Annotated in this window: 9 protein-coding genes; all 9 read right to left on the bottom strand. The window is 66.4% G+C overall.

Translation table 11 applies throughout. From position 1 onward, the window contains the following. Positions 1-38: 38 nt before the first annotated feature. A complete protein-coding gene (locus RBA40_RS04155; protein WP_306646213.1) occupies positions 39-776 on the bottom strand; it encodes a WecB/TagA/CpsF family glycosyltransferase in 738 nt (245 codons plus the stop codon). After that, positions 773-1,918: a non-hydrolyzing UDP-N-acetylglucosamine 2-epimerase gene (wecB, locus tag RBA40_RS04150; RefSeq protein WP_306646423.1), complete on the bottom strand. Its 1,146-nt coding sequence runs from the start codon at positions 1,916-1,918 to the stop codon at positions 773-775. The genes RBA40_RS04155 and wecB (RBA40_RS04150) overlap by 4 nt, the downstream gene beginning before the upstream one ends. A gap of 375 nt (positions 1,919-2,293) precedes the next feature. Further along, a complete protein-coding gene (locus RBA40_RS04145; RefSeq protein WP_306646211.1) occupies positions 2,294-4,291 on the bottom strand; it encodes a heparinase II/III domain-containing protein in 1,998 nt (665 codons plus the stop codon). Continuing rightward, positions 4,288-5,346 carry a glycosyltransferase family 4 protein gene (locus RBA40_RS04140; RefSeq protein WP_306646210.1) on the bottom strand — a complete coding sequence of 353 codons (1,059 nt, stop codon included), beginning with the start codon at positions 5,344-5,346 and terminating at the stop codon, positions 4,288-4,290. The genes RBA40_RS04145 and RBA40_RS04140 overlap by 4 nt, the downstream gene beginning before the upstream one ends. Then, on the bottom strand, positions 5,343-6,782 hold the full coding sequence (locus RBA40_RS04135; protein ID WP_306646208.1) for a phenylacetate--CoA ligase family protein: 1,440 nt from the start codon (positions 6,780-6,782) through the stop codon (positions 5,343-5,345). Before RBA40_RS04135 ends, RBA40_RS04140 begins: the two co-directional genes overlap by 4 nt. Before the next feature lie 106 nt (positions 6,783-6,888). After that, on the bottom strand, positions 6,889-8,043 hold the full coding sequence (locus RBA40_RS04130) for a glycosyltransferase family 4 protein (protein WP_306646206.1): 1,155 nt from the start codon (positions 8,041-8,043) through the stop codon (positions 6,889-6,891). Positions 8,044-8,104: 61 nt separating this feature from the next. Continuing rightward, entirely contained in the window at positions 8,105-9,370 is a 1,266-nt protein-coding gene (locus RBA40_RS04125) for a glycosyltransferase family protein (RefSeq protein ID WP_306646204.1), read from the bottom strand. Then, positions 9,367-10,524 carry a non-hydrolyzing UDP-N-acetylglucosamine 2-epimerase gene (gene wecB / locus RBA40_RS04120; protein WP_306646202.1) on the bottom strand — a complete coding sequence of 386 codons (1,158 nt, stop codon included), beginning with the start codon at positions 10,522-10,524 and terminating at the stop codon, positions 9,367-9,369. The genes RBA40_RS04125 and wecB (RBA40_RS04120) overlap by 4 nt, the downstream gene beginning before the upstream one ends. Before the next feature lie 2 nt (positions 10,525-10,526). Continuing rightward, on the bottom strand, positions 10,527-11,999 hold the full coding sequence (locus RBA40_RS04115; protein ID WP_306646201.1) for a lipopolysaccharide biosynthesis protein: 1,473 nt from the start codon (positions 11,997-11,999) through the stop codon (positions 10,527-10,529). Position 12,000: the final 1 nt, after the last annotated feature.

Genomic DNA, 12,000 nt, shown 5'->3' with positions numbered 1-12,000 from the left:
GGTGCAATGCTGGGTGTGGCGCGGGAGCGGATGCGATGCTAGCGCCGGATGGCTTCCCTGAAAAACAGGCGGATGAAGGCCATGTCGTCGATAAAATAGCGGCGGAACATGCGGCGCGGTTCCTGCAGGAAGCGGTAGAACCATTCAAGGCCGCTTTTCTGCATCCACAGCGGGGCGCGCTTGACGCGGCCGACGGCCACATCGAAGGTGCCGCCCACGCCCATGGCGAAGGGAATCTTCATGCGCGCCTGGTACTGGCCCAGGAAATGCTCTTTTTTCGGCGAACTGATGGCCACGAACAGCAGGTCGGCGCGGGCTTCGGCGATCTGGTCGACGATGCCCGGCTCTTCTTCCGGCTTCCAGTAACCGTTGCGGTAGCCGGCGATGACCAGGCCAGGATATTTTTTCTCGTAGAGACGCTTGACCTCGGAGACGACTTCCTCGCGCGCGCCGAGCAGGTACACGCGCCAGCCCTTGAGGGCGGCGTGCTTCATCAGCGCTTCGTACAGGTCGACCCCGGAGACGCGCTCCTTGAGCGGCTTGCCCAACAGACGCGCGGCCCACACCACCGGCATGCCATCGACGCTGATCAGGGCGCATTCGTTGACGATGCGGCGCAGTTCCGGATCGCGGTCGGCCTTGACCAGTTTGTCGACGTTGACGCACACGTGCTGGTGCGGCTGGCCGGTGGCGATGAAGCCTTCCACTTTTTGCAAGGTTTCATCCATCGTGAGGTTGTCCATATGACAACCCATCATGGTGATGCGGCCGCTCACGCCGGCTCCTCGTGGGCCGCCGCCCGGGCCAGGGCCGCCAGTTCGGTGGCGAGGATGGCGACAATGCGTTCGGCAGCCTTGCCATCCCACAAATGCGGACGGCGGCCCTGCTTGCCTTCGCCGTTCAAGACCTTGCGCGCTTCGGCCACGATGCGCACCGGATCGGTGCCGACCAGCACATTCGAGCCTTCGTCGACGGTGACCGGGCGCTCGGTATTGTCGCGGATGGTAATGCAGGGCACGCCCAAGGCCGTGGTTTCTTCCTGCAGGCCGCCGCTGTCGGTCAGCACGACCGCCGCGTCTTTCCACAGGTTCAGGAAAGCCATGTACGCCTGCGGTCCGACCAGGGTCACGTTGGGACCGAGATCGATGCCGAACGACGCCAGGTTGGCGCGCGTGCGCGGGTGCACCGGGAAGATCAGCGGCAGGTCGGCGGCGATTTCTTTCAGGGCGCCGCCGATGCGGGTCATCATGGCGGCATCGTCGACATTGCTCGGACGGTGCAAGGTGACCACGCCGTAACGGCCGCCGTTGGCGCTGCGGGCCGTCTTGAAGGCGCTCGTTTCGTAATCGGACGTATCGGTGGCGGTGAGCTTCTCGGCCTGGTACAGCACGTTGTCGACCATCACGTGGCCCACGTAGTGGATGGCGCAGTCCGGCTTGCCTTCGCGCTGCAGGTGGCTCACGGCGCTCGGTTCGGTGACGAAGAACCAGTCGGTGATGCTGTCGGTGACGAGGCGGTTGATTTCTTCCGGCATGGTCATGTCGCCGCTGCGCAGGCCGGCTTCGACGTGGGCCACGGGGATGTTGAGCTTCTTGGCGGAAATCGAGCAGGCCAGCGTCGAATTGACGTCGCCCACCACCAGCACCGCGGCGGGACGCTCGGCCACGCACAGTTCCTCGAAGGCGACCATGATCTTCGCCGTTTGCTGGGCATGGCTGCCGCCGCCGGCGCCCATGAAGATGTCGGGTTGGGGGATGCCGAGCTCTTCAAAGAAAACGTCATTCATTTCGCGGTCGTAATGCTGGCCGGTGTGAATGATCTTGAAGGTCAGCGTGGCCTGGCTTTGCAGGGCACGGACGATCGGCGCGATTTTCATGAAGTTAGGTCGAGCACCAGCGACCAGGTAGATCAGGGGCATAGTCATCCGGGATTTATCAAAACCATAATTATAGTGGGAAAGGCACGTTTGTCCCGCAATTTGTCTGATGTGCGCGGCGGTCGTTGTTGCATTGCAGCAGAAAACACTTTTTCCCATTCTCGATGCATAAAAAATAAGTTTCCAGACGGCTAGTTCCAGCCGCGCATGGCGCCCCGCGCCCAGTAGTGGCGGGGAAAAAGTGCCCCGCAATAAAAAAAGGCCGCTTCGCGCGGCCTTTCATGTTGCAACGCCCAAGCGGCGCCGGAAGCACCGGAGAGGGTGCCATTGCGCTGTTCCCGATGGCTGCCCTCCCCCTGCGCTTGCACTTTGTTACATCTCTTACGTCTGCTTTTACGTCTACTCGTGCGTCCGCGCTTACTTCACCGTGACATCGGCGTCGGTCACCGTGATGGTGCGGGCACCGAGGGTGATGATGGCGCCGCTGGCCGAGTACACGATCGACGGTTTCGGGCTCAGGCAGTCGGCCCGCAGGACCGAGACGAACACGCCGCGCGTCTTGGCCGTTGTGTAGCTGAACTTGTTCCACTGGTGCGGACCGGCGGCGATGCTCGGGGCCGGCGCGTAGCCGGCCGAGCCGGTTTGCGTCAGCGGGTCGGGCGAGGTCACCGCGCCGCACATCTCGGCCGGCGCCACATCGGCGCGGAACGCGGCTGGCACGCCAACCAGCGGCACGACCGTGTGCAGGTTGTACTCATACTTGCGCGGCGTGGCGCTGTTGAGCTGGTCGACCGTCACCAGGGTCGACGGGCGGATGAACACCAGGGTGCGCTTGGCTTGGGTCAGCTTGCCCGCGTAGGCCGCGGTGGCGTCGCCGGTCACCACGTCCCAGCCGGCCGACTGCAGGAACTTGGTCAGCTTGCCGGACGAGGCTTTTTCGCCCAGCCCGGACAGACCCAGGTACTGGCCCTGGCCGCCGTCGAAGGTGATCGCGTTGTGCGCCTTGGTCTGCTTGTAGTACTCACGCCAGTGCGGCGAGTTGTAGTAGTCGTAATGACCGCTGTCCATCGCCAGGATCTTGCCCTTGGAATACATGACAAAACCGTTCTGGTCGCCGTGCGAGTGGTTCAGCGAACCGAAGGGGCTGCTCTTGAAGAAGACCGAGGTGCGGTTGCGGTCGACCAGCATGCTGTGCATGGCGGCCCAGCCGACGGCCGGGAAATAAGCGCCGTTGGGCGTATTCGACGGCAAGTCCGCGATGCCCTGGTATTCGCGCGGGCTGAGCATGATGTGCAGGCGCGCATAGTCTTCGCCGCTCATCTGCTTGGCGTACCAGCGCGAGAGCACGGTATCGGAGCGGTTCATGATGGCCTTGCCGAAACGGGCCCAGTCCTCGCCGCGGCGCACTTCGGCGCCATCGCCGAACACGCCGGCCGGGGTGCCCGGCGGCAGCGCGTAGGCGACGAAACGGGCAAATTCAGCCACCCACGGTTTTCTGTAGAACGGCACGCCCAAGACGCGCTCGATCAAGTCCCACATCAGCAGCGACTCGCCCGCATCCCACTCGGCATAGCTCGAACCGTTGGCGAAACCGCCATCCTCGCCGCCCCACGGGCTGGTGCTGAACACGTATTCCTGCACGGCCGGCGCCAGCCAGGCGTTTACTTCCGGCATGTCGCCGCGCACGATCAACAAGGCGCCGACGAATTTGCCGAGGGCGTTGAAGGAAATGCTGTTTTCAGGGTACTTGCGCACCTGCTCCGGGGTCTTCAGGAGATTGGCATTGCCGCAGGCGATGATGATGTCCTTGACCATCTGGCGGTCGGCGGCCGTCATGGCGCTGTAGGCGAAATCGTAGGCCAGCGCGTACGACCAGGCGTAGTCGCGCGTTTCGGCGACGTCGCCGGCGCACTTGCGCGCCAGCACCGGCGGGCCGAACAATTGCATGCGGGCCCGCATCTCGGTCAGGAACCATGGGTCGCGGGTCAGGTACCATCCCAGCGCCGCTTCGCCCATGCCTTCGAGGATACGGCTCTGCTCCCACCAGCTGCCCATGCGCACCGATTCGGTGTTGGAATTGATCTGGGTGCGCAAGGAGGTGGTGATGCCGCTGACGGCGGTGCGCTTCAGATAAGCGGTCATGGCGGCCAGCGCCTTGGCGCGCTCGGCCTTGGTGGCGGCCACGATGCCGGCATAGTCGGCCTGGCCCTTGAACAGGCGCGGGTGGCCCATGCGCGGGGTGGTGGCATCGAATTTGGTGATCGCGGCGTTCAGCGATGTGGGGCTCAGCGCGGTCGCCGTGGCGGCCAGTTCAGCCGTGGTAAACATCTTCGGCGCGGCGGTAAAAGTCTGGGCCGCGGCGGGCAGGGCGGCCGCGGCGACAGTCAACGCGAAGGCGCTTAGTACTTTTATCATGCTGCTAACTCCTTATAACGTCTCGCAAGACGTTCCAATACTGTTTCGACCATATATTCGGACCTGACACGCGCCAGTCCGGAAGCAGAGATCGTATCCGCAAGGATATTATCGTCCAAGATGCGCAAAATTGAGGCACCGAGATCAACGGTATTGCGTGGTTGCACCAAAATACCACACTTTCCTTGCGACAACATTAATGGAATCGCGCCAATGCTTGTCGCAACGACAGGAATCCCGCACGCCATCGCTTCCAGGATCGACATCGGCATCTGTTCAGTATGTGACGGGAGCGCAAAAACGGCGGCCTCGTCCATCAATGCGGCGCGCGCGGCACCATCCACCCAGCCCGGCAAGACCACCGCCGCGCCCAGGCCGAGTTCGTCGGCAAGGGCGCGCGCCTGGGCGATATCGCCCTCGCCCGCCAGCACCAGGCGGGCATCGGGACGGGCGGCGTGGACGGCGGCAAAGGCGCGGATCAGGTCGAACACGCCCTTCTTGTCTTCGATGCGGCCGAGGAACAGCACGTCGCCCAGGCCGCGCTTGCGCGGCCTGGCGGGCGGCACCGCCACCGGGTTGGGAAACACTTCGACGGCGGCCAGGCCGGCGCGCTCGCGCAGCCAGGTGGCCGAATCGTCGGTCAGGGCAAACGCGGCGGTCGACTTGGCGACGGTGGCCACGGCCAGGCGCTGGGCCCAGCCCGACAAGCCATTGTCCATGAAGTCGCAAAAAGCGCCGCCATGCAGGTGGAACAGCACCGGGCGTCCGAACAGGCGCGCGGTGCGGATGAAAATCGCCTTGCGCCAGAAGCTCACGCCGGAGGCGACGTGCACGTGCAGCAGCGCGACTTTGCCGCGCAGCAGCAGGCCGAGGAACTGGGACAAGGCGATCCCCGCCTGCAGCGCCTTGCGCGGCATCGAGCCGTCCACGTGGCTGGCAATGAAACGCGTATTGCCGTCGGCGCCGTAGCCATGTTCATAATACGTCTTGATGACGCTGGCGATGCCGCCGCGCGCTGTCGGCGACGGGCCGATCATAATGACCAACTTCTTCATGCTGTTCCATCCGAATCGAGGTGGGCCGCGCCCAGGTAAGTGGAAATATCCAGGTGCTGCAGCAGCAGCTTGTGCTTGCCCGACACCGAGCGCCGGATCTCGTCCACGCGCACGATCTCGACCGACAGGCCGCCCTGGGTCTTGGCGTGGATGCCGGCGGCCAGGGCGTCGCGCGCGCTTTTCGTCAGTTCGGCGTTCGAGAGCACCTTGAGGGTGGCCTTGCCCGGCGCGGTCTGCTCGAACTGCATGCGGTCGGCGCTGGCGAGCTGCTCGAAGTGGGCCGCGCCGATGGTGCAGATCGACACCAGGCGGTGGTCGTGGCACACCAAAAACTCTTGCAGGCGCCCTTCGATGCGCTCGACCACGGCAAAGCCGGGCCGGGTATGGTTCGGCGCCGCGCTCCACATGGCCAGGTCGCCCGTGCGGTAGCGGATCAGGGGCATGACCCGGTTGTCGAAGCCGGTGGCGACGATTTCACCGAGCACGCCGGGGGTGTCGATGCTGCGGCCGGCGGTGTCGACCAGTTCGACCTTGCCGTACAGGGGCCAGAAAAAATAGCGCGCATCGTCCGGCGCGGAGATGGCCTTGACGGCGCGCTCGGAATGGCCGTAGTCGAGCAGCACGGGGCAGCCGAACACTTCCTTGAGGAGGTCGACCTGGTAATCGTAGATATTTTCCGAAAACAGCTGGATGGCGCGGATGCGCGCCGTGATGTCGGGCGCCGGGTTGGCCTTGAGCCAGCGCGCCAGCGGCACCAGGGCCGAGGGAAAGGCGTGAATGAAGGTCGGCTTCCACTTGCGCAGCGCCTCGACGTAGCGCGGCATGTAGGCCGGCTCCAGGTGGTCCGAGGACAGGTGCAGGTAGCGCTTGATCGGATCGAACATCCACAAGGCGCCGTCCGGGCGGCCGGCGCCGGGCACGGTGCGCCCGCGCAGGGCCAGGATGATGTCGTTGCGGCCGACCCCGGCGATCTCGTCGAAGGTGGTGTTGTAGGCAAAATCCTTGGAGCGCGAAACGTACTTTTCCAGGTATAGCTTCATCGGCACCGAGGTCGAGCCGCCGGTAAACGCCATCAGGTGGGTTTCCGGTCCCATGCGGGTGGACAGGTAGCGGCTGGTGTCGGCCTTGATCTCTTCCTTGGTCAAGAGCGGAAAGGCGGCCAGCAGGGCGGCGGCCGAATCGCCGCGCGCCAGGGCCGGTTTCAGGGCGGCGTTGGCGGGTACGGTCTCGATGGCCCAGCGCAGCGTCTCCATCAGTTTTTCGTCGGCGCGCCGGCTCAGCCACTCGAGATCGCCGCTACGGGCGATGTCGCCGAGGAACTCGTGGTACTTGGCCCCGTAGCGCAAGCTGGCCGGGGCCAGAGAATAGAGCTGGCCGATGGAACTCTTGATCCACTGCGGCGCTGCCGTGTAGAACTTGAGAAAGGGGTGGACCATGTCTTCTATGGGCATACGGGTTCGCTCTGTTGTGTCTGGCGGGCCGGCTGGCCCGTCCTGGTTCGCGCGGCGCCGGCAGCAGCCGGCCATGCGCGCGGGCGCGCAATCACGCCAGCCCGACGCGGGCAAGCTTGCCCGCCACTGCCTGGAAAATGGCTTCATAACGATCCAGCATGCGCTCGGCGTCGAAGCGCGCGCGCACGGTTGCCAGCGCGCCCTGCCCCAGCTGCGCGCACAGGGCCTCGTCGCTGAAACGCGACAGCGCCGCCACCAGCGCATCGACATCGCCGGCAGGATACAGCAAGCCGTTGACGCCATGCTCGACCTGTTCGCGCATGCCGCCGACATCGCTGGCGACCAGCGGCTTGCCGAGCGCCATATATTCCAGGGTGGCTATCGGGAAATTCTCGTCGTGCGAGGTGAGCGCCATCACATCGCACATGGCGATATAGGGCCGCACATCCTGCTGGAAACCGGCCAGCAGCACCGCGTCGCGCAGGCCGAGCGCATCGATGCACGCTTCGATCTGGGGCCGCATGCTGCCGTCGCCGACCAGCACCACGCGCGCCGCCACGCCCTGGGCGCGCAGGCGCGCCAGCGCGGCCAGCAAATCGACCTGGCGCTTTTCCTCGCGGAAGATGGCGCACAGGCCGATCACCAGTTCGTGCTCGCCAAAACCGTGCTCGCGCCGCATGGCGGCCGCCTGGTCGGCCACGCGCGCCACCGCGAAATGGTTCAGGTCGACGCCGTTATGCACCACCTCGCTGCGCGCGTCGCTCACGCCGAGCGCCTTGAAGAAGCCGCGCTGCAGCTCGCTGATATAGATGGTGCACTGGGCCATGCGGTAAAACTGGCGGTACACCACGAAACGCAGGCGCTGCTTGCCGCCGCGCTTGACCACGCCCATGCTGTGGTTGATGAACACCAGCTTGGGGCGCTTCCTGGCGCGCAGGCCGGCGATCGCGGCGCACATCAGGGAATACTGGGAGGTGCCGATCATCACGTCGGGTTCGAACTGGTCGACCAGGGCGGCCAGGCGGCCCATGGCGGCGTAATCGAAACCATCTTTCGCGTGGCAGCACAGCAGCGGCGCCACCCCGCCCTGGTGCAGGTCGGGCGCCAGTTCGGCCGAATCCTTGAGGTAGCCCAGGGCCACCTGGTGGCCGCGCCGTACCAGGCCGGTGGCCAGGGCGACCGTATGGCGTTCGCCGCCGCCGAATTTCAGCTGGTCGGCGACGAACAGAATTTTCATAGTCGTCATGAAGGCTTTCGCATGGGTAGTCAGTTCGAATCGGGCCTGGCGGCGGCGCCGCCAGAGACCATCAGCCGGCGCGGCTGCGGTCGATGGCTTGCTGCATATGCCCCTTGAGCGCGGCGGACACCCGCTGCGGCGCGAAGCGCTGGGCCACGTCTTCCGGCAGCACGGGAGCGACGCCCGCTTCCAGGCTCGCCAGGCCGACGCGCAGCATGCGCGTGATGGCTTCGATATCGTCCGGGGCGGCGCAGGCGTCGGGGCTGCCGGCCCATTCGGCGATCAGGTCGGCCGAGGTGCCGGGCGAGGTGATGCCCCAGACCGGGCGGCGCGCGCCGATGTATTCGACCAGCTTGCTCGGCAAAAACACGCTCGGGCTGGCGCTCGGGGCGTCGATCACCAGCAGCGCATCGGCCTCGCGCGCCAGGCGCAGCGACTCGCGGTACGGCACCTGGCCGCAGAGCGTCACCAGGCCGGGCGGCAGGGATGCCAGCGCCGCCGAGGCCAGGAAAATCTTTTGCAGGGGACCGACGAACTCGAAACGCACGCCGTCGAGCGCGCCCGGCTGGCGTTCCAGCATGCGCGCCAGGGCCTTGAACAGCGGCTCGGGCGAGCGCGCACCGTAGCAGGCGCCGATGTAGCGGATGACGCGGCGCGCGTCAAGCGGCTGCGCAGCCGGCTGGGCCGCTTGCGGCGCGGCCGGGCCGAAGTTCTCCATGTCCCAGGCGTGCGGCAGCACGGCCGCCCTGGCGCGCCAGGCGTTCGGGTATTTGCTCATCACCATCTCGAGCGTGCGGCTGGAGGTGAACAAGACCTGGTCGGCGCTGGCGATGACGCTCTTTTCCATCTCCGCATTGATGCGCAGCACCTCGGGCGTGCCCGAGTGGAAAGGATTGCCGGCCCACGGGTCGCTGAAGTGCACCAGCCACGGCAAGCCGGTGGCGCGTTTCAGGTCCAGGCCGAGCAGGTGGTCGCTCATCGGCATGCCGAAGCTGACCAGCACGTCGGGCCGCTTGGCGGCGATGTGCGCCAGCGCGGCGCGTTTGGCCAGCGCGCGCCAGCGGCCCAGGCCATCGGGCGTGGTGCCGTAGGTCGGGACCACGCGCCGCGCCAGGCGCAGCAGGCGGCCCTTGAGGAACATGCCGGGGTTGTGCACGCACAGGGAATCGACGCGCTGGAAGAAATCCGGATACTGGTCGTACGCGTCGGGGAATTCCGCATCCTGGCCGTGCAGCATGGTGACCTTGCCGTCCAGGTGATACAGCTGGCGCCCGATCTGGATCGCCTGCGGCGTCAGCTTGGGCGGCGCGTAATAGCAAATGGCAAAAATATTCAAGCGCGCTCTCCGAAGGCGGCCAGCGAATCGAGAATGCGGCGCGAGGCATGGCCGTCGCCGTAGAAATTGCCGCCCACGCCATCGCCCAGGGCGCCGTCGAGCAGGGTCGCCACGGCGTTCACGATGCGCTCGCGGTTCGGGCCGACCAGGTGCACCATGCCCGACGCCGTGCCTTCCATGCGCTCGGTCACGTCGCGCATGACCACCACCGGCTTGCCCAGGCTAGGCGCTTCTTCCTGCACGCCGCCGGAATCGGTCAGCACCACGGAAGCGTTGATCATCATGGCCACGAACGGCAGGTAGTCGAGCGGCTGGCACAGCACCAGGTTGGCGAAACCGGACGGCACCAGGTACTGGTCGACCGCGCCGCGCACGGCCGGGTTCGGGTGGACCGGGAACACGAAATCGATGTCGGGGTAGCGCGCGCACAGGTCGGCGATGCCGGTGCAGATGGCTTCAAAGCCGGCGCCGAAGCTCTCGCGGCGGTGCGCGGTGACCAGCACGAAAGGACGGCGCGGGCCGATGAAGCGCTCCAGCCCTTGCGGGGCCAGCGCGGCGGAGACCTGGGCGCGGCAGGCCGGATCGGTGTTGAGGCGCTCGCGCACCAGGTACAGGGCGTCGATGCCGGTGTTACCGGTGATCAGGATGCGTTCTTCAGCAATGCCTTCGCGCAGCAGGTTGACCTTGGCCGGGGCGGTCGGCGGGAAGTGCATTTCGGCGATGGCGCCGACCAGCTTGCGGTTCATCTCTTCCGGGAACGGTTCGTAGATGTTACCGGTGCGCAGACCGGCTTCGACGTGGGCCACCTTGACCTTGGCGTAGTACGCGGCCAGCGCGGCCACGAAGGCGGTGGTGGTGTCGCCCTGGACGATCATCCAGTCCGGGCGGACCTGTTCGAGCACCGGCACCAGGCCGTCGAGCACGCCGGTGGTGACGCCGGTCAGGGTCTGGCCCGGCTTCATCAGGTTCAGGTCGAACTCGGGCACGATGCCGAAGAAGGCCAGTACGCTGTCGAGCATTTCGCGGTGCTGGGCGGAGACGCAGACGACGACCTCGAAGCCGCCGTGCGCGCGCGCGGCCAGGACCACCGGGGCCAGTTTGATCGCCTCGGGACGGGTACCGAAGACGAAGAGCAGTTTTTGCGTAGCGGGCATGATTAATCCTGAGTGGAGGGAGTTGGGGATGGCACTTGGTGCGTAAACAGGGCGCGCGCCTCGGGCACGACGCCGGCCAGCTTGAGCAGCACGGCGTACAGCAGGCAGTACACCAGGCCGATCAGCAGCGCTTCGATGAAGGGCGCGGCGACCAGGTCGGCATGGTCGAACAGGGAGGCCAGGGCGCCGGCGCCGAGCGCGGCGCCGAGGATGCGCAACAGGGTGCCCCAGCGCTGCAGGCGGCGCACCGGCACGCCGGTCACGCGCGAGACGCGCCAGAAGCTGAAGGCATTGCCGGCGGCCAGGGTGACGACATTGCCGAGCGCGGCGCCCGGAATGCCGAACAGGGTGGCGCCGATGAAGCCGGCGGCCAGGCTGATGAACAGCATCACGCCATCGGCCATGAGCAGGAAGCGCCCCTGGTTGAGCACCACGGTCAGGGTGCTGACCTCGACCGCCACGCCCAGCAGCGCGAGCGAATTGATGCGCATCACGTCGGCGGCGATCAGGTACTTGGCGGTGTAGACCACGGTGACGATGTGCACCGCCAGCACGGCCGACAGCACCAGGGTCGGCAGCAGCACGAAGGCGGCGGCCAGGTTGGCGCGCTGGTTCAGGCGCAGCATGCCGGCCTGGTCCTTGCTCGATTCGAGCTTGGACAGGCGCGGGGAAATCGCATTGTTGACGCTGTTTCTGACCAGGGCCGCCACCGGCATGATCACGGCGCCGATGGAAAAGGCGGCAAAGGCCGAGGCCGGGAACAGGGCGGCGGCCACCCACTGGTCGGCCTGGCCGCGCAGCAGGAACAGGGCCGAGGCCAGGCCGAACGGCACCGCGTACACCCACTGGGTGCGCAGCGCGCTGCGGTCGAGCGGAAACACTTTCCAGCCGTAATTGCGGCCGATGTGCACCAGCAGCAGGGCGACCTTGATGGCGGCGTACAGCACCAGGGCGCCGAAGACGACATCGGCGCGTCCGGACAGGGCCGCGGCGGCCACCATCAGCACGCGCAGCACGGCCAGGCCGACGATGGTGCGGGCCTGGCCCGGCACGTCGCCGCCGGCATTGGGCAGGTATTCGATCAGGTTGGCGGCCACCCACAGGGTGAGAAAGGCCGGCATGAACCAGGCCGCGCTGTGCATGGCGCGCAGGCTGGCCGGCAGCAGCGGATTCCACGGCCCCAGCAAGAGGCCGGCGCAGGCGCCGGAAAACAGCAGCATCAGCAGGGTCTGGTGGACATAGGCCGCGCGCGCGCTCTGCCCGGTGCGCGGCAAAAAGTAAAACAGGCTGCGCGGCAACGCGAACGGCGCCACCGCCATGGCCGTGGCAATGGCCAGCCAGGCCAGGCGGTAGTCGGCAAAGGCGGCCGTCGGCAGCAGGCGCACCAGCGCGATCGGCAGCATGAACTGCAGGCCGAAGTCGAGCATGTTGGCGGCGGTCAGCGAGACCGCGCCGCGCTTGAGGCTGGCGCTCATG

It is taken from the genome of Massilia pseudoviolaceinigra (genome assembly GCF_030846505.1).
In the GTDB taxonomy this organism is placed as follows: domain Bacteria; phylum Pseudomonadota; class Gammaproteobacteria; order Burkholderiales; family Burkholderiaceae_D; genus Telluria_A; species Telluria_A violaceinigra.
Note: the sequence above shows the minus strand (reverse complement) of the source record. Positions and strands in the feature narration are given on the sequence as shown.